The sequence below is a fragment of the Halomonas sp. AOP43-D1-4 genome (assembly GCF_052446175.1).
GTDB classification, from domain to species: domain Bacteria; phylum Pseudomonadota; class Gammaproteobacteria; order Pseudomonadales; family Halomonadaceae; genus Vreelandella; species Vreelandella citrativorans.
Genome location: NZ_JBQSVY010000005.1, coordinates 1 through 24,061, shown reverse-complemented (window position 1 = coordinate 24,061; position 24,061 = coordinate 1). Strand labels below are relative to the sequence as shown.

Annotated in this window: 21 protein-coding genes; 13 read left to right on the top strand and 8 right to left on the bottom strand. The window is 56.2% G+C overall.

The genetic code is table 11. The features are described 5' to 3' along the window. Positions 1-20 precede the first annotated feature (20 nt). The 4 genes from ACT3RQ_RS06535 to ACT3RQ_RS06520 all read left to right on the top strand — a co-directional run bounded on the left by ACT3RQ_RS06535 (position 21) and on the right by ACT3RQ_RS06520 (position 3,923). Positions 21-791, top strand: coding sequence for an ABC transporter ATP-binding protein (locus ACT3RQ_RS06535; protein WP_444680164.1), 771 nt, complete (start codon positions 21-23; stop codon positions 789-791). A 62-nt stretch (positions 792-853) separates the two neighbouring features. Beyond that, positions 854-1,579, top strand: coding sequence for an ABC transporter ATP-binding protein (locus tag ACT3RQ_RS06530; protein WP_444680163.1), 726 nt, complete (start codon positions 854-856; stop codon positions 1,577-1,579). Positions 1,580-1,593: 14 nt separating this feature from the next. Beyond that, on the top strand, positions 1,594-2,598 hold the full coding sequence (locus ACT3RQ_RS06525; RefSeq protein WP_444680162.1) for a branched-chain amino acid ABC transporter permease: 1,005 nt from the start codon (positions 1,594-1,596) through the stop codon (positions 2,596-2,598). After that, positions 2,598-3,923: a branched-chain amino acid ABC transporter permease gene (locus tag ACT3RQ_RS06520; protein ID WP_444680161.1), complete on the top strand. Its 1,326-nt coding sequence runs from the start codon at positions 2,598-2,600 to the stop codon at positions 3,921-3,923. The genes ACT3RQ_RS06525 and ACT3RQ_RS06520 overlap by 1 nt, the downstream gene beginning before the upstream one ends. 149 nt (positions 3,924-4,072) lie before the next feature. On the opposite strand, the gene ACT3RQ_RS06515 is transcribed toward ACT3RQ_RS06520, so the two are convergent. Continuing rightward, positions 4,073-5,281, bottom strand: a complete 1,209-nt coding sequence (locus ACT3RQ_RS06515; protein WP_444639375.1) for an ABC transporter substrate-binding protein — start codon at positions 5,279-5,281, stop codon at positions 4,073-4,075. 224 nt (positions 5,282-5,505) lie between these two features. Then, positions 5,506-5,742, bottom strand: a complete 237-nt coding sequence (locus ACT3RQ_RS06510) for a hypothetical protein (protein WP_444639374.1) — start codon at positions 5,740-5,742, stop codon at positions 5,506-5,508. Positions 5,743-5,809: 67 nt separating this feature from the next. Between ACT3RQ_RS06510 and ACT3RQ_RS06505 the strand changes: the two genes are divergently transcribed. Continuing rightward, complete coding sequence (locus ACT3RQ_RS06505) at positions 5,810-6,613, top strand: prolipoprotein diacylglyceryl transferase family protein (protein ID WP_444639373.1); 804 nt, start codon at positions 5,810-5,812, stop codon at positions 6,611-6,613. Positions 6,614-6,728: 115 nt separating this feature from the next. After that, positions 6,729-9,674, top strand: coding sequence for an RNA polymerase-associated protein RapA (gene rapA / locus ACT3RQ_RS06500; protein ID WP_444680160.1), 2,946 nt, complete (start codon positions 6,729-6,731; stop codon positions 9,672-9,674). A 4-nt stretch (positions 9,675-9,678) separates the two neighbouring features. Here the strand turns inward: rapA and ACT3RQ_RS06495 are convergent, their stop codons facing one another. Further along, the gene (locus tag ACT3RQ_RS06495; protein WP_444621338.1) at positions 9,679-10,590 is read right to left on the bottom strand and encodes a TIGR01777 family oxidoreductase; all 912 of its coding nucleotides are present in this window, start codon (positions 10,588-10,590) and stop codon (positions 9,679-9,681) included. Between the two features lie 476 nt (positions 10,591-11,066). Here ACT3RQ_RS06495 and ACT3RQ_RS06490 point away from each other — a divergent pair, with 476 nt between their 5' ends. Then, complete coding sequence (locus ACT3RQ_RS06490; RefSeq protein ID WP_444621337.1) at positions 11,067-11,987, top strand: MerR family transcriptional regulator; 921 nt, start codon at positions 11,067-11,069, stop codon at positions 11,985-11,987. 102 nt (positions 11,988-12,089) lie between these two features. Continuing rightward, positions 12,090-13,514 (top strand): deoxyribodipyrimidine photo-lyase, encoded by a 1,425-nt coding sequence (gene phrB, locus ACT3RQ_RS06485; RefSeq protein ID WP_444639371.1) that lies wholly within the window; start codon positions 12,090-12,092, stop codon positions 13,512-13,514. On the opposite strand, the gene ACT3RQ_RS06480 is transcribed toward phrB, so the two are convergent. Continuing rightward, positions 13,511-13,762, bottom strand: a complete 252-nt coding sequence (locus tag ACT3RQ_RS06480) for an EAL domain-containing protein (protein ID WP_444639370.1) — start codon at positions 13,760-13,762, stop codon at positions 13,511-13,513. The two genes, phrB and ACT3RQ_RS06480, sit on opposite strands and share 4 nt — an antisense overlap. A gap of 346 nt (positions 13,763-14,108) precedes the next feature. Here ACT3RQ_RS06480 and fabA point away from each other — a divergent pair, with 346 nt between their 5' ends. Both fabA and fabB read left to right on the top strand, forming a co-directional pair. Continuing rightward, positions 14,109-14,624, top strand: a complete 516-nt coding sequence (gene fabA, locus ACT3RQ_RS06475; protein ID WP_018917764.1) for a 3-hydroxyacyl-[acyl-carrier-protein] dehydratase FabA — start codon at positions 14,109-14,111, stop codon at positions 14,622-14,624. Between the two features lie 12 nt (positions 14,625-14,636). Then, positions 14,637-15,854, top strand: a complete 1,218-nt coding sequence (gene fabB / locus ACT3RQ_RS06470; RefSeq protein ID WP_444631146.1) for a beta-ketoacyl-ACP synthase I — start codon at positions 14,637-14,639, stop codon at positions 15,852-15,854. Positions 15,855-15,961: 107 nt separating this feature from the next. Here fabB and ACT3RQ_RS06465 read toward each other — a convergent pair whose 3' ends face one another. The 4 genes from ACT3RQ_RS06465 to ACT3RQ_RS06450 form a co-directional block, all read right to left on the bottom strand. Beyond that, the gene (locus ACT3RQ_RS06465) at positions 15,962-16,705 is read right to left on the bottom strand and encodes a lysophospholipid acyltransferase family protein (RefSeq protein ID WP_172117742.1); all 744 of its coding nucleotides are present in this window, start codon (positions 16,703-16,705) and stop codon (positions 15,962-15,964) included. After that, complete coding sequence (locus ACT3RQ_RS06460; protein WP_444639368.1) at positions 16,702-17,592, bottom strand: sugar nucleotide-binding protein; 891 nt, start codon at positions 17,590-17,592, stop codon at positions 16,702-16,704. Before ACT3RQ_RS06460 ends, ACT3RQ_RS06465 begins: the two co-directional genes overlap by 4 nt. 50 nt (positions 17,593-17,642) lie before the next feature. Next, positions 17,643-18,323, bottom strand: coding sequence for a single-stranded DNA-binding protein (locus ACT3RQ_RS06455; RefSeq protein ID WP_444639367.1), 681 nt, complete (start codon positions 18,321-18,323; stop codon positions 17,643-17,645). Between the two features lie 102 nt (positions 18,324-18,425). Next, the gene (locus ACT3RQ_RS06450; protein ID WP_444639366.1) at positions 18,426-19,802 is read right to left on the bottom strand and encodes an MFS transporter; all 1,377 of its coding nucleotides are present in this window, start codon (positions 19,800-19,802) and stop codon (positions 18,426-18,428) included. A gap of 169 nt (positions 19,803-19,971) precedes the next feature. On the opposite strand from ACT3RQ_RS06450, the gene uvrA reads away from it, so the two are divergent. From uvrA to ACT3RQ_RS06435, 3 genes are all read left to right on the top strand, one after another. Continuing rightward, positions 19,972-22,815 carry an excinuclease ABC subunit UvrA gene (gene uvrA / locus ACT3RQ_RS06445; RefSeq protein ID WP_444639365.1) on the top strand — a complete coding sequence of 948 codons (2,844 nt, stop codon included), beginning with the start codon at positions 19,972-19,974 and terminating at the stop codon, positions 22,813-22,815. Positions 22,816-22,986: 171 nt separating this feature from the next. Next, positions 22,987-23,250 (top strand): helix-turn-helix domain-containing protein, encoded by a 264-nt coding sequence (locus ACT3RQ_RS06440; RefSeq protein ID WP_444639364.1) that lies wholly within the window; start codon positions 22,987-22,989, stop codon positions 23,248-23,250. Between the two features lie 131 nt (positions 23,251-23,381). Continuing rightward, complete coding sequence (locus ACT3RQ_RS06435) at positions 23,382-23,927, top strand: hypothetical protein (RefSeq protein ID WP_444639363.1); 546 nt, start codon at positions 23,382-23,384, stop codon at positions 23,925-23,927. The last annotated feature ends 134 nt before the right edge of the window (positions 23,928-24,061 follow it).

The window sequence follows — 24,061 nt, the reverse complement described above, 5'->3', positions numbered from 1 at the left end:
GCCTACATCACGAGGGCACTATGCATCCTCTTATTGAAGTACAGCAGGTGAACAAGGCGTTTGGTGGATTACAGGTGATTAACAACTGCTCCATTCGCGTCGAGAAAGGCTCAATTACCGGCATGATCGGCCCTAATGGGGCAGGTAAATCGACCCTGTTTAATCTGATCGCTGGTTCCCTGACGCCGGATAGCGGCCATGTATTTCTCGACGGTGACGATATTACCGCGCTCAGCGCCAACCAACGCTTCCACAAGGGGCTTTTACGCACCTTCCAGATTGCCCATGAATTTAGCCAAATGAGTGCGCTGGAAAATCTGATGATGGTGCCGCCTCATCAGGCGGGAGAAAGCTTATTCAATACGTGGTTTAAACCGGCACGGGTGCGTGAAGAAGAAGCGGCGGTCCGAAAACGTGCGCTTGAGGTCATCGAGTTTGTCGGCCTGCACCATGTCCGCAATGAGCTGGCAGGCAACCTGTCTGGCGGGCAAAAAAAGCTGTTAGAGCTTGGCCGCACCATGATGACGGATGCCAAGGTCGTGCTGCTTGATGAAATTGCCGCAGGCGTTAACCGCACCCTGCTGGGCGACTTGATCAGCAATATTGAGCGTTTGAATCGCGATTTGGGTTACACCTTTTTAGTGATCGAACACGACATGGACATGATTGCCCGGCTATGCGACCCGGTGATTGTCCTGGCTCAAGGGAGCGTGATGGTCGAGGGGCATATTCAGGATATTCAAAATAACCCAGAGGTGATTGAAGCTTACTTTGGCACCGACGCTGCCTGATCAAACGCTCCCTATAAACGACAACAAGCCGCTTAAAAGCGATGCAGCGAGATACTTTTGCCATGTCATTAACAACATCAACGACGCCACTGCTTGAGGCACGCAATGTTCACGGTGGTTATGGCGCCATGAACATCCTTAACGGGGTGAACATGTCACTTTATGCCCATGAAGTGGGCGTTATTGTCGGGCCCAACGGCGCTGGCAAGTCGACCATGCTCAAAGCCGTATTTGGATTGTTAAACGTTAGTCAGGGCGACATTCTGCTCAACGGCGAGCCCATTCATAATCTGGCCTCCAATAAACTTGTTGAGCGCGGAATGGGCTTTGTTCCCCAGGAGAAAAACGTTTTCCCAAGCCTTACCGTTAAGGAAAACCTGGAGATGGGCGCCTATCTCAAGCCCCACAACGTCAAACGCATGCTGGAGCAGGTATACGCGTTTTTCCCGCCATTGGTAGAGAAGCGCCATCAGCCCGCCGGTGAGTTGTCGGGCGGCCAGCGTCAGATGGTTGCCATGGGCCGTGCCCTGATGGCAGAGCCAAGCCTGCTGCTGCTTGATGAGCCCACGGCCGGGCTTTCGCCCCTCTACATGAACGAGATTTTCGATCGGGTTAAGCAGATCAATGCGGCGGGCGTAGGCATTTTAATGGTAGAGCAGAACGCCAAGCAGGCGCTTGCCATTGCCGACAAGGGCTTTGTCCTGGCTGCCGGCCAAAACCGCTTTACTGACACCGGGGCAGCCCTGCTTGCCGACCCAGACGTGGCCAAGAGCTTTTTGGGCGGCTAGCCCGAGGGAATACGATGAACGAACTGATCTTTTTTATTAATAACGTGGTGATCGCCGGTAGCGTTACCGGCTCGATTTACGCGATTGGTGCGATTGGCGTAACGCTGATTTTTAGCATCATGCGCTTTGCCCACTTCGCGCATGCTGACATGATGACCTTTGGTGCCTTTATGGTGCTTTTGCTGACCACGCTATTTCCTGCCGCAGGCGCCAGCATGGGCATCCCTAGCGCACTTTTGATGCTACCTGTTGCCATGCTGCTGACGGCGCTACTGGCGGTAGGCATCGATAAGGTATTTTACAAGCCGCTGCGCGCGCATGGCGTTAAACCCATCGTGTTGGTCATTGGCTCTCTTGGCGTCACGCTGATGCTTCAGGGGCTTATTCGCCTGTTTGCGGGCACCGGCGGCCAGAGTTTGTACGTGGATGATCGCAAGGAAATTTTCCGCATTGCCGTGCCGTTTGAAGGGGTGCGCGCGCCGATTGTGATCACCGAGCCGCAAATCTACCTGTTTGTCATTACCCTGGTGGCCGTCGTTGCCCTGCATCTGTTTTTAAACCGTTCACGGCTGGGTAAAGCGATGCGCGCAATGTCGGATAACCCGGAGCTTGCCCAGGCCTCGGGTATCAATACCAATACGATTGTGGCCGTCACGTGGGTCATTGCAGGCAGCCTGGCGGCAATTGCCGGCACCCTGCTTGCCCTGGATGTGACGTTCAAGCCCGATTTAAGCTTTTTCCTGCTGCTGCCTATCTTCGCCGCCGCCATTGTCGGTGGGGTCGGCCACCCTTACGGGGCGATTGCTGGCGGTTTTGTGGTCGGTTTTGCTGAAACCCTGGCCGTGTTTAACTGGAACGTGCTGCTGCGCCCCTTCCAGGACAGCTTCCCTGCCTGGCTGGAACTTCCCTCTAACCTGGCGTTTGTGGGTACCGAGTACAAAATTGTGGTGCCGTTTTTCATTCTGGTGGCCATTCTGGTGTGGCGTCCTACCGGCCTCTTTAAAGGCAAGGTGATCTAATGAGCGATTCAAGCAACACCCGCAACCCCGCTTATACACCTAAAGACGCGACACCTGAACGGCGCTTTCCTGTCCGCGAAGTAGTGCTGTTTGGCACGCTCCTCATCGCCATTTTGGCGGTTTATGGCTTAATGGGCGCCGCCTACAGTACGCGCATGCTGGTTGAGGCAGCCTGTTACGCCATTATTGCCCTGGGCCTGACCATTCAGTGGGGCTATGCCGGGCAATTCAATGCCGGGGTGATGGGCTTTGTGGCGCTGGGCGGTTTCTGCGCCATGCTGTTTAGCGTGCCCGTCAACGATGCCTTTTGGGGCACCGAACTGCCAGGCGAGCTGGGCCGTGTGCTGCTCTATGGCCTGACAGCCACACTGGTGGTGGTAGGTGCCACCCGGCTTGACCGGCTGGGCGTTCCCAAAAAGCTGCGTACCTTGATTGCCGTGGTGCTCGCGGTCGTGCTGTATCTGGTGGTGATTAGCCTGCTGCGCGACGTGACCAGCCAAATTCAAGCACAGGCAGGGTTTGTGGGCGGTTTTGGCCTGCCTGCCTGGACCGGCTGGATCGTAGGTGGCGCCTTGGCAGGCGGCGTAGGCTACCTGATTGGGCATATCTGCTTAGGGCTTCGCAGCGACTACCTGGCGATTGCCACACTGGGCATTGCGGAAATTATTAAAGCATTTTTGAAAAACTCCGACTGGCTGACACGCGGCACCGCTACTGTGTCACCGCTCCCCTGGCCAACGCCCGGGCCGGCAGAGCTTGGCTTTACGCTCTCAAGGGCACTGTATCTGTCGATCACGGCGGTGGTGATTGCGGTGATCTTTTTTCTACTTCACCGGGCCTATCACGCGCCTTGGGGGCGCATGATTCGAGCGATACGCGATAACGAAGTCTCGGCGGCCGCCATGGGCAAGGACATCAACAAACGCCGCCTGGAGATCTTTGTACTGGGGTGCATTTTGATGGGCCTTGGCGGTGGCATACTGGGGACGTTTAACAGTCTGTTTGATCCTCAAGGCTATCTGCCGCTTAACCACACATTTCTGGTGTTGGTGATGGTGATACTGGGCGGGCCGGGTAATAACCTGGGCACTATTTTCGGTGCCGTCGCGGTGTATATTATCTGGATTATGTCGGAGCCGTTGGCGCTCTTTTTGATGCAGTTGATCGTCAGCGTAGGTGAAAGCACGTTTGGCTGGGATGCACCGAACAATATGGATAGCCGCGCCCTGCAGGCACGGGTGTTGGTGATCGGCATGTTGATAACGCTGGTGCTGCGCTTTGCGCCTAAAGGGTTGCTGCCCGAAAAAATCACCCAGCACGGTTGATGGCGAACGGTCCAAAGGGCTGTTTCAAGGTCAGTCTCAAGGGCTGTCCCAAGAGCCTCCTAAAAAACCTGCCTACGAAAAAGCCCCGGTGCAAAACACCGGGGCTTAAATGACTTATCGATCCTGATCAAACGGCCTCGCTAAAACGCTTATAAATCTACCTGCCCTTTGCTGGTAAATTGGCCATCTTCAATCACCATTTCTACGACGACGCCAGGCACATCACCGTATTCATCAAAATCGTGGGCGCCTGAGGCACCTTCGTAATTGATCTCGGTGCCCGCTGCGATTAGCTCGACGGCCTTCTCCCACTCACCCGGTAGAATCACTTCGCCCGGCGCACTGGAAACACTGCGCAGCGCCTCGGAAAGCCCTTCGCGCTCGGCGCTGCCGTTTTGCTCAATGGCCAGCGCCAGCAAGAAAGCGGCATCATACGCTTGGGCGGCAAACACCGCGCTGGGGTCAAAGCCTGCGGCTTCAGCGGCCTCGTTGAAAATAGGCGTACCGGGCAGGTCCGGGCTGCCTGGCCGCGTGGCAATCATGCCGTCCAGCACGTCTGCACCAATCGCCTCGACCAGGCTATCGCCGACCATACCGTCAGCGCCCACATACTGGGTAAACATGCCGCTTTCATACGCCTGGCGAAGCACGGTTTGACCAGAAGTGTCGGCATAGGCCAGCACCACCAGCGTATCGGCGCCACCAACAGAGAGCGAGCCCAATTCAGAACGGTAATCAGCGCGGTTATCTTCATGGGCAAGGTTTTCGGCAATCTCGCCGCCACCGGCTTCAAACGCTACGCTGAACGCATCAGAAAGCCCGCGCCCGTAGTCGTTATTGACATAGGTCACCGCCACGTAGTCGATACCTTTATCAAGCAGCAGCTTGGCCAGGATCTCGCCCTGGAACGCGTCAGAAGGCACCGTACGGAAGACCAAATCGTTGTCATCCAGCTCAGAGACCGCAGGCGCCGTCGAGGCAGGCGAGACCATCACCACCCCACCCGGGATCGCCGCGTTATTGGCTGCGGCAATCGTCGCCCCCGTGCAAAGTGCCCCCACAATCGCGGTGACCTGCTCAGAGTTGACCATGCGGTCAGCCGCGTTCGAGGCTGCCGAGGCATCGGCGCAGGTGGTATCGCCCGAAGGCATTACCAACGTTTGGCCATCCAGAATGCCGCCCTGGTCGTTAACCTGCTGGACGGCAAGCTTTGCCCCTTCAAAGATAGGCGGCGTAAGACTTTCAATTCCCCCGGTAAAACCACCAAGGAAGCCAATTTTCACTTCTGCCTGGGCCACACCCGTTATGGCAAATGCAGAGGCCGCAACGGCAGTGGCTAATGCGCGCTTATTGATCATATTATTTGTCGCTCCCAGTGAGATAACCCGTCCTGCGCTAGCGCGCAGAAACTTCCTCTAATCTGGAACCACAACGTTAAAAACACAAGCAACGCTTTCTAACGCTGCTTTGATGTTTATCGACGACGCGCTGCATCTATAACCAGCGTTACAGGCGTTAAAGCACCACCATCTGTAAGAGCAGTACGCACAGCATTAGCCAACCCAGCCACCGCCTGCATCCTTTACTCATGGCGGCTATTACCCGCCCGCTGGTCTTGTTGTTTACGCTGTCGATTCCGGCGGTACACGCGCACCAGTGCAATACTTAGCGCCGCTGCTAACATGAAGCCCAAGGTGAGTCCTTGCCAGGGCCGTGCCGCACTTTCCAATAGCGTCTCCAGCGTGATGATAACGATCAGGCCCAACGCCTGAGAACCAATAGCCAGCGCGCGCAGCACGTCAAAGGCGGGTTGTGACATAGTCAGTCTCCGTAATTTTCAGCTCACGTGGTATGGTCTCGTAGTGTACCTGCTTATCGGAAAGACCATGAATGCCATTGCCCTTGGGCCGCTATTGATTTCATTACCCAGGTTATACGCCATCGGCTGTGCGCTGCTGGTGTTACTGTCGGCGCGTTACTTACTGCGCTTACCACCGCCACTGTTAAATCGCTGGTTCACCGGGCTAATCCTTGCCTGGTTAGTCGGGGCGCGTATCGCGCACATTACGCTTCACCTGGAGAGCTATAGTGCCAATCCGCTTGATGCACTTAAAGTCTGGCAACCGGGGTACCACGGCATCGGCGGATTATTGACCGGCTTGCTATGGACCGCCTGGACGCTTCGCAAGCGGCTTTCAGCGTTACTCGGGGGCACCGTCATTCTGCTCTGCGCCTCGGGTCTATGGCTTATGCTGGTATCCCTGTCGCCCTTGGGTAGCGCATCTGCCGTCAGCCAATTACCCGAGATCCGCTTGGAAAACGTAGACGGCGCCGACGTGTACCTGCCCGACCTGGCAGACGGCAGCGACCGGGTGATTGTTAACCTTTGGGCCACCTGGTGCCCACCCTGCCGACGCGAAATGCCATTACTCGAAGAGGCTGCCCAGCGCGAAGGCGTAAGCGTCGCGGTCGTTAACCAGGGGGAAGATTTGTTGCCTATCGTGCGTTATTTGGACGCAGAAGGGTTGGATTTTACCCATGCACTGCGCGACCCAGGCCAAACGCTGATGGCCCTGTTTGAAGCGCCCGGGCTACCCACTACGGTGCTTTTTGATGGCCAGGGCACTACCCTGGATATCCACGTTGGCGAGCTTACCCGTGCCCATCTTGAACACTGGTTGGAAGATTGACGCCGATACACCTTAATCCCCCGGCGCCTTTGCGTTAGAATCCCCCGCCCTACCGCTGCTGATGGCGTGCCCTCGGCAGCGTATGACCCGTTTTTGTAGACTTCCCCGAGGCATCATGAGCGATTTTTCACCCGGCCAGCGCTGGATTAGCGACGGCGAAGCCGAGCTTGGGCTTGGCACCGTGCTTAACTGCGACTTCCGTAGCGTTACCATCTTGTTCAGTGCCAGCCAGGAAACCCGAACCTATAACACGCGCCAGGCGCCGTTGACCCGCGTGATGTTCGGCAGCGGCGATCGGGTACTGTCGGCCGATGGCTGGCAGATGATCGTTGATGACAGCAAAGAGTCTCACGGCCTGATTACCTATATCGGTGAGGACAGCGAAGGCACGCCGCGCGAACTTCCCGAAGCCAAGCTGGCTGACACCATGCAGTTTGATCAGGCACGTGATCGCCTGCTGACAGGCCAGGTAGACCGCAACGACTGGTTTGATCTGCGCTTTCGGACGCTGCACCATCACCAGCGCATTGAGCAGCACAACGCCCTGGGCTTTGCCGGGCCGCGCATCGATTTGATTCCGCACCAGCTGTATATCGCCGACGAAGTTGCTCGCCGTCATGCACCGCGCGTGCTTCTGGCGGATGAAGTAGGCCTGGGGAAAACCATTGAAGCCGGGCTGATTCTGCACCGCCTGCTGCTGACCGGCCGTATTGAGCGGGCGCTTATATTGGTGCCCGACAGCCTGACCCACCAGTGGCTGGTGGAGCTTCTGCGCCGCTTCTCGCTGAATGTCAGCCTGCTTGATGAGCATCAAAGCCAGGCCCATGGCAGCGCCAACCCGTTTGAGAGCGCCCAGCTAGTGCTGGCAAGCCAGGGCTGGCTGTTTGCCAACATTCATCGCCAGGACCAGGCGCTGGCCAGCCGTTTTGACCTGCTGATTGTCGATGAAGCTCACCACCTAGACTGGAGCGCCGAGGGTAGCGGCCCAGGTTATCAATGTGTTGAGCAGCTCGCTGCTGAAATTCCTGGCCTGCTGCTGTTAACGGCCACACCTGAGCAAATGGGTATTGAAAGCCACTTTGCCCGCCTACGTCTGCTGGACGCCGAACGCTATCACGACCTGGAGCGCTTCAAAGACGAAGAGCGCCACTACACCGCTGTCGCCAGCGCCATTGACGCTTTAGATGAACTGCCTGCCACGCCGGATGCCCGTGCCCGAATAGATGCCGTCGCCGACGACCGCGACAGCCAGGCGCTGCTGGCAACGCTGTGTAACGCGGAAGCCAGAACAGAGCAGCACGATGCGGCCCGCCATCAACTGCGTGACGCCTTGCTTGACCGCCATGGCACGGGGCGGGTGATGTTCCGCAATAGCCGCCGTCATGTTGGCGGCTTTCCCGAGCGTCGCCTGCACCTCTCCTCGCTTGAGCTACCCTCCGCGTATCGCCGCGTGCTGCGCCGCCTGGAGCGTGATGACGACTACCTGGACGAGCTGCTGATCGAAACCGGCATGGATCATCCGGATGTCTTGATCTATCCGGATGCCATGTACCGTGAGCTCAGCAACGACCCGCTCAACGGTGAAGCCTGGTGGCATATCGACCCACGGGTTAACTGGCTGCTGGATAAGCTCAGCGACGATAGCGAAACAGGCTTTGCCAACGACAAAGTACTGGTCATTGCCCACCATCGTGAAACCGCCGAGGGGCTGGCCGAAGGGCTGCGCGTGCTGGGCGGCTATCAGGCGCCGGTCTTCCATGAAGGGCTTTCGCTGGTTGAGCGTGACCGCGCCGCCGCCGCGTTTGCCGATGAAGAAGAAGGCGTACAAGTCCTCGTTTGCTCGGAAATTGGCTCAGAGGGGCGCAACTTCCAGTTCTGCCGCCACCTGGTCATGTTCGATATGCCCCAGCATCCTGACCAACTGGAGCAGCGCATTGGCCGTCTGGACCGTATCGGCCAGAAGCACGCCATTGAGCTACACGTGCCCAGCTTTATCGGCAGCCCCGGCGAGCGCCTGCTGCGCTGGTATAACGAAGGCATGGACGCGTTCAGCGCGCCCCACGGCATCGGTAGCGACCTGTACGAGGCCTTTGGCGATGCACTTGCCGATGCGCTTCTCGACGATGAAACGCTGGACGAAATCATCGTTGAAACACGGGAAATGTTTACCGCCAAGCTGGCCGAACGCGATGCCGGGCGCAACCGCCTGCTGGAACTTAACGCCTGTCGGCCAGCACGCGCCCAAGAAGTGATTAGCGCTGTACGTGAGTTGGATGAAGATACCGCACTCCCACGTTATGTAGAGCGCGCGCTGGACGTATTTGGCGTGGACAGCCAGGAGATCGGCAAAGGACTTCTTCACTTGCAGCCCAGCCAGCATATGCTGGACGGATTGCCCGGCCTGGTGAAAGGCGAAGAGGGCTTTACTGCGACCTATAGCCGTTCCCAAGCGCTTGCGCGGGATGATGTTCAACGCCTTTCGTGGGAGCATCCGCTGCTGCGCGAAATGATGGAGCGCATTCTGGACGGCACCATGGGCAACACGGCCCTGGCGCTGCTGCGTCACACGGCCATCCCCAGTGGGCGGCTAATGGCGGAGCTTGTCTTCCGCACCCACTGCCCGGCGCCGACGTCACTGCACCTTAACCGCTTCTTGCCGCCCACCGCCGTACGCGTTCTGCTGGATGAATCAGGTGCCAACCTGACCAGCAAAATCTCGTTCACAGGGCTTGGCAAAAACCTGCAAAAGGTCAATAAATCGCTAGCGCGGGATTTAATTAAAAGCCGCCACGATCAGTTACGTGAGCTGCTTATTCAGGGTGAAGGCGAGGCAGAACGTGAGCTGCCCAGTATTGTAGAGGCCGCTGAAACGCGCATGCGCGCCCAACTGGATGCTGAGCTTGCCCGCCTAACAGCACTAGCCGAGCATAACCCCTCGGTACGCGCTGAAGAGCTGGATGCCCTGAAGCAGGAGCGCCAGGCGCTGAGCGAGGCGATAGAAAATACTCGCCTGCGGCTGGACTCCGTTCGGGTCGTGATTACCGTTGACCCCAACGGCTAAGCGCTCAAGCTCGCCTTAATATCTCTGCCAGCGCCTTATCGAGTGTCGGGTACTGAAACTCAAACCCCGCCTCGATAAGGCGCGCCGGGCGCATGTCAGCCCCGGTTAGCAGCAGCCGAGACATTTCCCCCAAGCCTGCTTTTAACACAAAGGCAGGCACGGGGAGTATGGCCGGGCGGTTAAGCCGTTTGGCTAGCGTTTTGGAAAATTCGGCATTAGTGGCGGGATGCGGTGCACTGCCGTTAAAGGCGCCATTAAGGTCCTCTTTTTCCAGCAGGAACACAATCGCGTCCACCAGATCCTCGCGATGAATCCAGGGCATATACTGCTCACCGCTGCCAAAACGTCCGCCTAGCCCCAGCTTAAACGGCGGCAGCATTTTCTGAAGTGCTCCACCTCCTGCATCCAGCACCAGCCCCGTTCGTAGAAGCGCCAAACGTACGCCGAGCGCTTCAACAGGCTTTGCAGCCGCCTCCCACTTAACGCATAGCCGGTGGGCAAATTCATCGTGCGCGGCGGTGTCTTCGGTAACAACGCGCTGACCCTGATCACCGTAGTACCCCATGGCCGAGCCACTTACCATCACCTTGGGCACGGGCTGCCCACTGGCCTGGAGCTCTTCACATAGCGTAACGAGCTGGTGAGTCATATGGGTGCGTGACTGAATAAGCGTCTCTTTTTGCGCGTCACTCCACCGTTTAGCAGCAATCGGCTCACCGGCCAAGTTAACGATTGCCTCGGGCGGTGCCGCTAAAAAATCAAGCACGCTGGCGCGAATATCGCACTCGCGAGGCAACCGCTTACGCGCTTTCTGCGGGTCTCTTGATACCACTTGTACGGCATGTCCTTGGCCTTGCAGCTTTTCGCAAAGGCGTTTTCCGACAAAACCGCTGCCTCCGGTGACTAATATACGCATGGTGTTGCTCCTGTTGTGACGCCGCGCAAATACGCGCTAGCCACGCGCTTGCTTCTTCCCCAGGCATAGCAGGCCATTCCCAGCACGGCAAACACTCAGGTTGGCTTACTACTCACTAATGTAGCGTTAAGTACACTACCTATACACTAACCGCACCTAAACATTCCCAAGGATAGCTTTGGTAGTATCTATGTAGAAGTTGATAGCAATATAACCCTTGGCTATAGAAGCATAACAAGTCAGCCAGTCCAGTAACATCATGCACTTAGTCCCGACGTGACGTTTCACCAAGACCTCCTGTACAGACAAAGGTTGTACCTGATAGCGACAAGTTGTACAAAGAGAGCTACGATAGCGCGTTATTTCTTATGTTTATTCAAACGACACAACATGGATTGTGAATCATTTCTGCCCCAGAGAACGCAAATAGCCTTTTGTATCCTGCGGCTTCAGACAACCAAGAGGCACAGGCGCCCATGAGCATCAAGGCGACCCACCCACCCGACACCCCGCTCTATCCGATCCGGGAAGTCTCCCGTTTAACGGGTGTGAATTCGGTCACCCTGCGCGCCTGGGAGCGTCGCTACGGTTTGATTCGCCCTAAACGTACACCTAAAGGGCATCGCTTATACGCCCAGGATGATATCACCCGCATTGAACGTATTTTGCAGTGGCTCAACCGTGGTGTTCCCGTTAGCCAAGTCGTTGACCTGCTTGACCAGCCAGAAACGGTAGAAGCCCCCGCGCCCAACGCCGGCGATTGGATTAGCCAGCGTCAGCAACTGCAGGTGGCAATAGAAGCGCTCGACTTACCCAGGCTTGAGACGCTTTATTATCAGAGCCTGGCCCTGTACCCGCTAAGCACAGCAGTAAGCGAGCTCTGGCAGCCGGTCATCCTGGCACTGGAAGCCAAGTGGACGATTCAGCCAGACATTTTGGCACGACGAACACTTGAAGCCTTTTTACGTAGTCAAGTGGGCACACGCCTTCATTACGCGAACCAGGCCACGCGTGGGCCTTTACTGCTGCTGGCTGCCATGCCCGACGATCAAGGTCCTCTATGGGTATTGATCGTCGCCTTAATGGCCAGCGAGCAGGGTTACCGTATACAGATGTTTGATCACACGCTGCCTCTTGAAGCATTGCCCCAAGCGGTGACTCGGCTACATGCCTCAATGGTGCTGCTAACGAGCGGCCAGCGAGAAAGCGATAGCTATATTCATACGGTACTACCCAATGCAGCCGAGGCGCTTAGCGTTCCACTGGGTATCTGCGGTGAAGTCGCCCGGCTGCGTGATAGCGAGCTGCGTGATAGCCCCGTGCATACGCTAGGTGATGAGCTCCCCCAAGCCATTGCACGCCTGCGCCCACTGCTACGTGAGTCTGGCGTTTTATAGACCATTTAACCCCTCGTGCCAGCGATGGACTTTAAATGTCGTTAGATGAATGGCCGCACGGAGATGGTTTTTGAAATAGTTTTTCACCGCGCCGGAGGCAACATGGACGTTCAATTAGTTTGGCTACGTAGCGATCTGCGCATTCATGACAACACAGCCTTGGCTGCTGCAGCGACTAAAGGCCCGGTGATTGCCGTCTTTCTTCGCAGCGTGGCCCAGTGGCAATCCCACGATCATGGTGTTAACAAGATCGACTTTTGGGCGCGCGGTGTAGCGGCCGTTAAAGATGCCCTTAACGGGCTTAACATTCCTCTCTTGCACCGCGACATCGGGCACTATCGAGAGGCGCCCAAGGCGCTCCTCGACATTGCCCGCGAGCATTCGGTTAAACAGCTGCACTTTAACTACCAATACCCGTTAAACGAACAGCAGCGCGATAACGCGGTATTGGGCGCCTTTAAAGAAGCCGGTATTACCGCTCATGGATATCATGACAGCGTGGCGTTCGCGCCCGGCACGCTGCTAACCGGCAAAGGCGACTATTACGGTGTTTTTACGCCTTTTTCCAAGGCGTGGCATAAGCAGATCAGTGCTGAACAGCTGGCTTTACGCGATACGCCAGAACCTCAACAGCGTTTACCGATTAAAAGCGATACATTACCAGGTCTCCCCAGGCTCGATGACACACCGATCGATCATCAACAATGGCCTGCTGGAGCGGAAATAGCAGGCGATTACCTGGCACGGTTTTTACGTTTTCGTGGCCGCCACTACCGCCAGCAACGCGACATTCCAAGTGTATGCGGCACCAGCGAGCTTTCACCCTACCTCGCACTGGGGATGATATCGCACCGCCAGTGCATGCAAGCGGTGATGAGCGAGAACAGCGGACACTTGGCCGATGGCGATGCCGAGCTTACCACATGGGTCAACGAGCTTATCTGGCGCGAGTTTTATCAGCACGTTGCGGTAGGCTTTCCTGAGGTATGCCGCCATCATCCGTTCCAGAAGCATACCCAACAGCTTGCCTGGCGCGATGATGACACAGGTTTTAACGCCTGGAGCGAAGGGCGCACAGGCTACCCGCTGGTGGATGCCGCGATGCGCCAGTTGGTCGCCACGGGGTGGATGCATAACCGACTACGCATGGTGACAGCGATGTTTTTGAGCAAGCATTTGCTGATCGATTGGCGACGCGGCGAGGCGTTTTTTATGCGCCACCTGGTAGACGGTGAGTTTTGCGCTAATAACGGTGGCTGGCAATGGGCGGCGTCAACAGGCACCGACTCAGCACCTTATTTTCGAATCTTTAACCCTACCACCCAATCCAAACGCTTTGACCCAGACGGGGAGTTTATTGCTCGCTGGCTCCCTGAGCTTGGCACATTGCCGGCCAAGGCACGTCATGCGCCGCCGCACGATATGCTTACCCAATTGGATTACCCTGAGCCCATCGTTGAGCATAAGGCAGCTCGTCAGCGGGCGTTAGATGCCTTTAAAGCCCTTTCCAAATCGCCAGACGGCTAGACCGCGGCCGCTGCAAGGAGTGGCGGTTCCCAGCGCTGTTCCAGGGTTTCGACCCCTTCGGCGACGACGTCAAGCCCCATACCTTCGGCCATCGCGAGCACCGCCTTGACGATAGCGACGTCCGCTTTGCTATTGGGCAGCTCTCGGATAAACGCACGATCCAGCTTGATGTTATCGACCGGCAGCCCAAACCAACGGTCGATTAAGAGAAATTGGTAGCCACATGGCGGTTCGCTATATCCTGTCACTAAAAACTAACACTAATTAAATAAACATAATTTTCTAGCAGCATACCTGTCCTGGAGCAAAGGCTTGAATAACGCATATAACGTTAATAAGCCGTTTATCCAGGCCAACTTACTGATGCCGACGGGGCGTAAAAGCTTACCTTAAAACCTCTATTACTTAATAAAAAAACGTTCGATGTACGCGATAGGTAGTGACTTACGTGCATTCGTCTGTTTCGGGAAGTAGACTAGCTAGACCTTGCGGGCCGTGTCTCGACACTGCATTTCCGTGCTATGCTCCGGTGCTACACCTCAGCTATAGGTGCCGCACGCGGCCAACAATCATTTTGAAACTCGGAACGATTCAGTGACCAAGCAACATTCCTTTGATCGCGAAGAACTGCTGGCCTGCTCACGCGGCGAGCTATTTGGACCCGGTAACGCGCAGCTTCCGGCTCCCAACATGTTAATGCTCGACCGTATCGCACACATTCATGAAGAAGGCGGTGAGCACGGCAAAGGCGAGCTGATCGCCGAGCTGGATATCTCTCCTGACCTGTGGTTTTTTGACTGCCACTTTCCAGGTGATCCGGTGATGCCCGGCTGCCTGGGTCTCGATGCCATGTGGCAGTTAGTGGGTTTCTACCTGGGTTGGCTGGGTCACCCGGGGCGCGGACGCGCACTTGGCTGTGGCGAGGTAAAATTCAGTGGCCAGATCATGCCAGATGCGAAAAAAGTAACTTACCGCATTAATATAAAGCGTATTATTACCCGTCGACTTATTTTGGGCATTGCTGACGGCACCGTTTCCGTCGACGGACGCGATATATACCAGGCTAATGATTTACGCGTTGGCCTATTCACCTCTACTGCGAATTTCTAACAGGAGGCTCCCATGCGACGAGTGGTAGTCACCGGCCTTGGCATTGTGTCGTGCTTAGGCAACGACCAGCAACAGGTCTTGGACGCTCTCCAAAACGGGCGCAGCGGTATTCGTTTTAAGGAAGAGTACGCTGAACGTGGCTTTCGTAGCCATGTCGCGGGCAGTGTCGATATCGATCTGGATACCCTTATCGACCGTAAACTGCGCCGCTTTATGGGCGATGCTGCAGCGTATGCCTATGTATCCATGGCTCAGGCCATTGAAGACTCAGGGCTTTCCGAAGAACAGGTTTCCAACGAACGTACCGGCCTTATTGCAGGCTCCGGCGGCGCTTCTAGTGCTAATCAGGTCGAAGCGGCTGACGCCATGCGTGAGAAAGGCTTGCGCCGCGTTGGCCCTTACCGCGTTACCCGCACAATGGGCAGCACGGTCTCAGCCTGTTTAGCAACTCCGTTTAAAATCAAAGGCGTAAACTACTCAATCTCATCTGCCTGTGCCACCTCGGCACACTGTATCGGCAGCGCGATGGAGCAGATTCAGCTCGGCAAGCAGGACGTGGTTTTTGCCGGCGGCGGTGAAGAGGAGCACTGGACCCTCTCGTGCCTGTTTGATGCCATGGGAGCGCTCTCTACCCATTACAACGATACGCCTGAAAAAGCCTCGCGCCCCTACGACCAAGCGCGCGATGGCTTTGTTATCGCTGGCGGCGGCGGCATGCTGGTATTAGAAGAGCTGGAGCATGCCAAGGCCCGCGGCGCTAAAATATATGGCGAGCTGGTAGGCTATGGCGCCACCTCTGACGGCCATGACATGGTCGCTCCTTCCGGCGAAGGCGCGGTGCGCTGCATGCATCAGGCAATGGCGACCGTGGAAGGCGATATTGACTACATCAATACTCACGGCACCTCAACGCCTGTTGGCGATGTAGCTGAGCTAAAAGCGGTACGTGCCGTGTTTGGCAACTCCACGCCTGCGATGAGCTCAACCAAGTCGCTGACGGGCCACTCTCTGGGCGCTACCGGTGTTCAGGAAGCCATCTACTCACTGCTGATGATGCAACACAACTTTGTTGCCGCCTCTGCCAATGTTGAACACCTCGACGAGCAGGCAGACGGCTTTGATATTGTGACAACACGGCGTGACGATGTGGCGCTTGAACGCATCCTGTCGAATAGTTTTGGTTTTGGCGGCACTAATGCCTGCCTGGTCTTCCAGCGCTATAACGGCTGAGCAATGCCTTAATGGCTGACGAGTTGTTGCAGTAATAAAACGGCGCCTTATCAAGGCGCCGTTTTTGCTGTTAGCGTTTGTCGCTATTCATGCCGAGCTACCCGCCCTCAAGGTCTTTGGCTAGTCGATGGGCGCGGCACCTCTGAAATCTCCTGCAACTGCGCCTCTATCCAGGCTTCAACGTCGGCCAGCACCTCATCAGGTGTGCGCCCTTCGGTCTCAATTGGCGGACCAATGCGTACCCGCAGCACCCCAGGCTGCTTCACCCAGTGGCGCCCAGGCCAACGTTCGCCTGCGTTATGTGCAATCGGTAGCACCGGCACACCCGCGCGGCAAGCCACCACGCTGCCGCTCTTGTTATAGCGCTTACGCACACCGGGGTCGACTCGCGTTCCTTCCGGGAAAATCAGCACTGAAAGACCCGTTCCTAGCCGCTCCACACCTTGCGTCAGCACCTGTTTCAAGGCACGCGCGGGCTTGGAGCGGTCCAGGCTAATCGGTTTTAGCAGGCGCAATCCCCAGCCAAAAATCGGGATATGCAGAAGCTCCTGCTTAAGCACCGTGCATACCGGCGGTTTCATGACTTGAAGAAAAACCGTTTCCCACTCGCACTGATGGTTCGCCTGAATCACACAAGGCCCATCCGGAATACGCTCGCGCCCCTGAATATCGTAGCGAACCCCACAGGCTAGTTGAAACCAGGCCACTAAAAAGTGGTTATACAGGTTCAACAGCCGGTAACGGCCTGCCAACGGTAAAAAAGGGGCGATGGGTAGAAACAGCACGCCAATAATCAGCATGGCAAGAAAGTACCCGGCATAAAACACCAGGCTACGAACCACATTGGTCAAACGGACTCTCCTGTACTAGCGTCTTGCTGGCCATCACGCGTTAAACACCAGGCATCCAGCATACGCCCCACCTCTAGCCGCCACGGCTTTTGATGCACGCCAAAGACATCCAGTACCCGGCGACAATTTAAAACACGCCGCAGTTTTGCATCGTGATGATGATTAAGGGCCGTGACTTCGCCAAGCTCAATTTGCTCACCACGGCCTTCCAGATGCGTTGCCAACTGAGTACGCACCATGGAGCTAAACGTAAACACACTGACAGGTTCAGTGCCTGCCAAATGGTAGGCTCCCCACGCGTTGGCGCCACACGCCTGCTGCTGAAGCATGCCTACCAGTGCCATAGCGACCGCATCGGCTGACGTTGGGCAACACACGACATCCTCTGCGGCCCGCACACTTTGCCCTGTCACCAGGCTATCCAGCATTTCATTCAACCAGGCGTGGCTACCTTCAAGCGCAAACAAGGGCCCCAGACGAATGATCAGATGGTGATGGTGCTCTGCCCGAATACGGTCCCCCGTGGCAACCAGGCGCCGCAAGCACTCATCACGCGGAGTCGGTACTACGTGCTCGTCGATAGGCTCATCAAAACCATCCTCATAGAGCTGGTCTGAAACACACCACACCAGCGGCACCGACTGCGCAAGACATGCCTCCAGGCAGCGGTCAACCGCGTCGGCATGTGCGCCTACCTCGGCGGGTGTCATGTTCAGCGGCTGTGCCAACGCTGGAACAACCACCGCATCCGGGGCAATCTCGTGTAACTGCGCCGCCGTTATGGTGGTGTCCTGCTCAATCACCAGCTCCATATCCGCACGACGGTTTACTTCCCGGGCCAGTGCCAAACTTAAGCAGTGCCCGGAATTCAGTATTAGCAGTTTCAAGACAGACCCCTTCTATCAACGAACATAGCGTAATGGCTTGATCAGCCGCTTTAGAACGGGATTTCGTCGTCGAAATCGTCAAAGCTGCCCGGATCAGGCGCGCCATAGTTGCTGTTCTGTTGGCCTTGCTGAGGGGCAGCATTTCCCTGGCGAGCGGGCTGGGCCTGCTGGGGCGCAGGTTGGGGGCGAGGAGCCTGCTGACCACCCTGCTGAGGATTGCCCTGCCCCAGGTTGCCCGGGTTGTTATTGCCATACCCTTGGCCGCCAAAGTTATTGCCCTGTGGAGCACCACCTTGCTGGGGATATCCCCCTTGAGGCGCTGCGCCTTGAGCCATACCGCCCTGGTTGCCAGGGTAATTATTCTGCGGTGCACCGCCACCCTGGAAGTCACCGGAACGGCCATCCAGCATCTGCATATCGTTGGCAACGATTTCAGTGCTGTAACGATCCTGGCCGTTTTGATCCTGCCATTTACGGGTTTGCAAGCGCCCTTCGATATAGACCTTGGAGCCTTTTTTCAAATACTGCTGGGCAATTTCAGCCGTCTTATTAAACAGCACGATCCGGTGCCACTCAGTACGCTCCTGGCGCTGGCCGCTTTGGCGGTCCATCCACGTATCAGAGGTGGCCAGATTCAAGTTGGCCACTGCCGTACCGCTGGGCGTAAAGCGCACCTCAGGATCTTGCCCGAGGTTACCGATCAGAATCACTTTGTTGATACCGCGAGCCATAAGGCGCTCCTTCCATTGTGTTACGTATAGATAAACATCGACGCGATCATGCCTACACTGCCGATACCACTGATTATTGCCTGCGGCTGGCAGCCAGCCGCATTAAGATTTGGGGGGAATCAGCCTGGCCAGTGCCGCCCTATCAAGCTGCTGACGATTCACTTTTAAATAGACCAGATGTTCTTCGGGCACCAGCATGACATCTTCGACGCCCACAACTTCTGCCAGCCGCTCCATCAATACATCCAGCGTATCTGGCAGCGCATCATTTAAGTCCACCACCTCGCTGGAGAGCGGCGGTGGTGAGGGCATTTTCCACATCGCAAGCCACCATAGCAGAGCCAGTGCCGCACAGCCGATAAAAACGGCATCAAGGCCCCACACATTCGCCAATAGTCCTCCCAGCGTACCGCCCAGAAAAGCCCCTAAAAACTGGCTTGTAGAGTACACGCCCATGGCGGTGCCTTTAGCGCCAGCGGGAGCAAGCTTACTGAGCATTGATGGCAGCGTCGCTTCCAGCAGATTAAAACCGGTAAAGAAAATAAACAGCCCAACAAACAGCCAGTTCCCATGAGAGAACGACGACCCAAGCCCGCCCAGGCTTACCGTAATGGCGCCAATAGCCAACAGGCATACGACTTTAATCTGCTGCTTTTTCTCGGCCACTATCATGAGCGGCACCATGGCAACAAATGAAAGCCCCATAATACCCAGGTACGCCAAACCGTGATGCGCCAGCGGTATGCCGGCTTCCTGCAACCGAAAGGGCACCGCGACAAAAATAGCCATCAGCACCAGATGTAGTGTAAAAATCGACAGGTCCAGACGCCACAGGTCAGGGCGCATAATCACACTTTTAACCTGCTGACGATCCATCCCCACATCACGGTGGCGCAGCCGCCGAGGAGCGGGCGGCACCCAGCGCCACAGAACGACTAGCCCTAAAAGCGTTAGCAGCGCGGTAAACCAGAACACGCCGGAAAGCCCCGCCCATGAGGCAAGCCAAGGGCCCACGACCATGGCAATACCAAACGAGACGCCAATTGACAGCCCGATGATTGCCATTGCCGCCGTACGCACCTGTTCGCGCGTTTGGTCGGCAAGCAGTGCCATGATGGCCGCCGCTACCGCGCCACCACCCTGCAAGGCTCGCCCAATAATAACCCCACCGATGGAGTCGGCCATCGCGGCCACCACACTGCCTATGGCGAAAACAAGCAGCCCAAAGGCGATAACCCGTTTACGCCCAATGCGGTCTGACAGCCAACCAAAGGGGATTTGCAGTATGGCCTGGGTAAGCCCATAAACACCTAATGCAAAGCCCACCAGCAAGGGTGTCGCCCCTTCAAGCGCGTCGGCATACAGCGCCAGCACCGGCAACACCATGAAAAGCCCCAACATACGAGACGCATAAAGCCCAGCCAAGCCGCTGATTGCACGACGCTCAGAGGCCATTAGCAGTGCGGAAACCTTGCGCATAATGCCCTTGTGTATGGTGGATAAGGTAATTTTCTCGGAGAACCCCCCATTCTAGCGGTTTGCAACCACGCTGGAAACGCCGTCCTGCGTTAACGGATAACAAAGCGTTTTTGCCGAGAGGGGGTGGCAAACGTATAATTACTTTTTTGCCGCGCGAGTCGAGGTGTTGATGGACAGCATTCTGGTCAGGGGTGCACGCACCCACAACCTCAAGCAGATCGATGTGGAACTGCCCCGCGACAAGCTGATTGTGATTACCGGCCTATCCGGTTCGGGAAAATCGTCGCTGGCGTTCGATACGCTGTATGCCGAAGGGCAGCGACGCTACGTAGAGTCACTCTCTACCTATGCGCGCCAGTTCCTGTCGATGATGGAGAAGCCCGATGTGGACCACATCGCGGGACTTTCGCCTGCAATCTCCATTGAGCAGAAATCCACCTCTCACAACCCGCGCTCAACCGTGGGCACCATCACCGAAATATACGACTATCTGCGCTTGCTGTTTGCCCGTGCGGGCACCCCACGCTGCCCAGAACACGGCGAAGAGCTTGAAGCCCAAACCATTTCACAGATGGTCGACCAGGTAATGAATCTGGCCGAAGGCACCAAGCTAATGCTGTTGGCACCTGTGGTTAAAGGCCGCAAGGGAGAACACTTACAGCTGCTTGCCGAGCTTCGCGCTCAAGGGTTTGTGCGTGCGTTAATCGACGGCCAAGTGCTGGAGCTTGACGATATCGCACCGCTGGATAAACGTAAAAAGCACGATATCAGCGTTGTGGTTGATCGTTTCAAAGTGCGCGACGATATCGCCCAGCGCCTGGCAGAATCTTTTGAGACGGCCATCAATCTCGCCGATGGCACCGCCATGATTCATTTTATGGACGGCGAGCAGGAAGACATGGCGTTTTCATCACGCTTTGCCTGCCCGGTCTGCGGCTATTCGCTGTCAGAACTTGAACCTCGCATGTTCTCGTTCAACAACCCTGCGGGTGCCTGCCCGACCTGTGATGGTTTGGGCATACAGCAGTATTTCGACCCTGAAAAGCTGATTAGCCATCCTGAGCTCTCGTTAGCAGAAGGCGTCATTAAAGGCTGGGATCGGCGCAATATTTATTATTTCACTCAGTTACAAGCGCTCGCCAAGCACTATCAGTTTGAGCTGGAAACGCCCTGGAAAGATTTGGCGCGTCACGAACGTGACATCATTCTTAGCGGCAGCGGTGATGAACAGATTCCCTTTGCCTATGTAGGCGACCGGGGGCGCAAGGTCACTCGCGAGCATGCCTTTGAGGGTGTGCTGCCCAATATGCAGCGCCGTTATCGGGAAACCGAGTCCAACATGGTGCGCGAAGACTTGGCCAAGTACATCGCCCTGCAGCCCTGCGCCACGTGTCACGGTACGCGCCTGCGCAAAGAGTCACGTCATGTGTTTGTGGATGACCGTAATATCGCCGACGTAGTGCGCACACCGATTGGCGAGGCGCAGCGCTACTTTGCAACGCTTAGGCTGCCTGGCCGCAAAGGCGAAATTGCCGACAAAATTGTTCACGAGATCCAGGCCCGCCTGGAGTTTCTGGTAAACGTAGGGCTTGATTACCTGAATCTTGAGCGTAGCGCCGACACCCTTTCCGGCGGCGAAGCCCAGCGGATTCGCCTGGCAAGCCAGATTGGCGCGGGGTTGGTGGGCGTCATGTACATTCTTGATGAACCCTCCATTGGCTTGCACCAGCGTGACAACGACCGGCTATTGAAAACCCTGGAGCGCCTGCGCGACTTGGGCAACACCGTGATTGTGGTAGAGCATGACGAAGATGCCATTCGCGCCGCTGACCACGTATTGGACATTGGCCCAGGCGCCGGTGTGCACGGTGGCGAGATTGTCGCCCAGGGCACGCCTCAGGACGTTATGGACAACCCCAACTCGCTGACCGGCCAGTACTTAACCGGCACCCGCGAGATCAGCGTGCCGCCCTACCGCATTCCCGGCAACCCCGAAAAACAGCTGGTGCTACGCGGTGCCACTGGCAATAACCTGCAGGATGTAACGCTCAGCCTGCCACTGGGGCTGTTCATTGCAATTACCGGCGTATCCGGGTCGGGTAAATCCACACTGATCAACGGCACGCTAATGCCGATTGCCGCGCGGGAGCTTAATCGCGCAACAACCTTGACGGCGGCGCCTTACGAGAAAATCGAAGGGCTCGATCAGCTTGATAAAGTGATCGATATTGATCAAAGCCCAATTGGCCGCACACCACGCTCCAACCCCGCCACCTATACCGGCATTTTCACACCTATCCGTGAGCTGTTTGCCGGTACCCAGGAAGCTCGCTCGCGTGGCTACAAGCCAGGCCGCTTTAGCTTCAACGTTAAGGGTGGCCGCTGCGAGGCGTGCCAGGGCGAAGGCATGATCAAGGTCGAGATGCACTTTTTGCCGGATATCTACGTTCCCTGCGACGTTTGTAAAGGCAAGCGCTATAACCGCGAGACGCTGGATATCCACTATAAGGGTAAAACGATCCACGAAGTGTTGGAGATGACGGTTGAGGATGCGCTTGAGTTCTTTAGCCCGGTACCGGCGATCGCGCGCCGCCTGCAAACGTTACTGGATGTAGGGCTTTCCTACATCCGCTTGGGCCAGAGCGCCACCACACTGTCAGGTGGCGAGGCGCAGCGGGTCAAGCTTGCTCGTGAGCTTGCCAAACGTGACACCGGCAAGACGCTGTATATCCTGGATGAACCTACAACCGGGCTTCATTTTGAAGATATTCGTCAGCTACTGACCGTATTGCATCGTTTGCGCGACCACGGCAATACCATCGTGGTCATCGAGCACAACCTGGATGTGATCAAGACGGCTGACTGGATTGTCGACCTGGGCCCGGAAGGCGGTTCCGGCGGCGGGCAAATCATCGCCGAAGGCACGCCGGAACAGATCGTCAAGCAGCACGTTTCACATACCGGACGCTTTCTCTCTCCGCTACTTGAACGCGGCAACCGCGCCGCTTCGTAATCGGGCGTTTCAGGGTGGGCATGCGCCCACCCTGAACGTGATTTTATGCCATAATTTAGCCGATTCGCCCCTGTATCAAGGTCATCGGGCAGTGCAGTGCGCGATTAATTGCTTATCGTCATTCGCCAAATAACTTGATATTTGTTAGGCAACACTCATGGAGATCAAGCTGTGAGCGAAGATCAAAGCTGCATTCTTCACCACTTCAGCCACTACTGCTCATTAAGCACGGCAGATAAAGCCCTGTTAGCGTCCCTGGAAGAGAGCCCTGTACATGTTAGCCGCACTTTTAGCTTGCTGAGCGAAGAAGGTCTGGTATTTCGTGATCGTCACAACGTTACGATTCCTGACCTTCAAGCACTGGCGGCAGTCGGCGAGTTTGATGACTGTTATCTTAATGGCGACGTTAGGCCATTATTCGAACTTTCTGCCTAGTGGCCATTACCACTACCATTACCACGTGCTGCCACGGGCGGTAGTGGTTTATAGAAAGCACCCGGCGCCTTTGCTGCGGGCAAACCCGTCATAAACGCTGGGCTTTTCTTACCCAACCTTGATGTGCTGACATGACACCCTATTCAACAGCCTTGGCAAGCGCCACCCTTCTACTTATTGCACCGTTAACACAGGCGGCGAACTTTAATATGGAGGACATACAGTCGCACGGTCAGTGGCAATCAATGGCGTTAACGCTGGGTAATGAGCACCACTTTCGCGCCGTTGAAACCCATAGTTATTCCGACGCGACACTCAGCCTGAATGCCACCCAAAACGTGTGTGATTTACCTTGGCTTGAAGTGCGTGTCACGCTGGAGGAGCAGCAAGGCGAAAGTAAAACCGTCAACCTGGTGCCGACCCGGCTGCGTATTGATGAGCAGCCCGCGGTCGATACCATGGCAGAATTCATCACCGAACGAGGCGATAACGGCTTTTACGTACACTTTTATCTTGCTGATATGCAGACGCTAATGCATCAGATGGAACAAGGCGAGCAACTTTTCCTGGGGTTTGATCGAGGCGAACAGCCCCCCTGGTACATGACATTTCAGCTTGAAGGCGCCCATCAAGCGATTGAGCGCATGCAAACGCTATGTGAAACCGCGTCGCCCTGACTGACGATATCGACAATTTTTGAATATTAGACAGGGAAGTCTTATTAAGTATTGAGCGTCCTATGATTTTCTTTCACACAGAACCCAGCCATCGGCTGGCGTTCCGGAGTTCTCGCTGGGAGATACTCTCCCGC

Excerpts from the sequence above, each read along its gene's own strand:
- ACT3RQ_RS06505 (WP_444639373.1), top strand. The coding sequence starts at position 5,810 with ATGAATGCCATTGCCCTTGGGCCGCTATTGATTTCATTACCCAGGTTA.
- ACT3RQ_RS06530 (WP_444680163.1), top strand. The coding sequence starts at position 854 with ATGTCATTAACAACATCAACGACGCCACTGCTTGAGGCACGCAATGTT.
- ACT3RQ_RS06490 (WP_444621337.1), top strand. The coding sequence starts at position 11,067 with ATGAGCATCAAGGCGACCCACCCACCCGACACCCCGCTCTATCCGATC.
- uvrA (WP_444639365.1), top strand. The coding sequence starts at position 19,972 with ATGGACAGCATTCTGGTCAGGGGTGCACGCACCCACAACCTCAAGCAG.
- fabB (WP_444631146.1), top strand. The coding sequence starts at position 14,637 with ATGCGACGAGTGGTAGTCACCGGCCTTGGCATTGTGTCGTGCTTAGGC.
- ACT3RQ_RS06525 (WP_444680162.1), top strand. The coding sequence starts at position 1,594 with ATGAACGAACTGATCTTTTTTATTAATAACGTGGTGATCGCCGGTAGC.
- ACT3RQ_RS06515 (WP_444639375.1), bottom strand. The coding sequence starts at position 5,281 with ATGATCAATAAGCGCGCATTAGCCACTGCCGTTGCGGCCTCTGCATTT.
- ACT3RQ_RS06510 (WP_444639374.1), bottom strand. The coding sequence starts at position 5,742 with ATGTCACAACCCGCCTTTGACGTGCTGCGCGCGCTGGCTATTGGTTCT.
- ACT3RQ_RS06450 (WP_444639366.1), bottom strand. The coding sequence starts at position 19,802 with ATGCGCAAGGTTTCCGCACTGCTAATGGCCTCTGAGCGTCGTGCAATC.
- ACT3RQ_RS06535 (WP_444680164.1), top strand. The coding sequence starts at position 21 with ATGCATCCTCTTATTGAAGTACAGCAGGTGAACAAGGCGTTTGGTGGA.
- ACT3RQ_RS06520 (WP_444680161.1), top strand. The coding sequence starts at position 2,598 with ATGAGCGATTCAAGCAACACCCGCAACCCCGCTTATACACCTAAAGAC.
- phrB (WP_444639371.1), top strand. The coding sequence starts at position 12,090 with ATGGACGTTCAATTAGTTTGGCTACGTAGCGATCTGCGCATTCATGAC.
- rapA (WP_444680160.1), top strand. The coding sequence starts at position 6,729 with ATGAGCGATTTTTCACCCGGCCAGCGCTGGATTAGCGACGGCGAAGCC.
- ACT3RQ_RS06455 (WP_444639367.1), bottom strand. The coding sequence starts at position 18,323 with ATGGCTCGCGGTATCAACAAAGTGATTCTGATCGGTAACCTCGGGCAA.
- ACT3RQ_RS06435 (WP_444639363.1), top strand. The coding sequence starts at position 23,382 with ATGACACCCTATTCAACAGCCTTGGCAAGCGCCACCCTTCTACTTATT.
- ACT3RQ_RS06495 (WP_444621338.1), bottom strand. The coding sequence starts at position 10,590 with ATGCGTATATTAGTCACCGGAGGCAGCGGTTTTGTCGGAAAACGCCTT.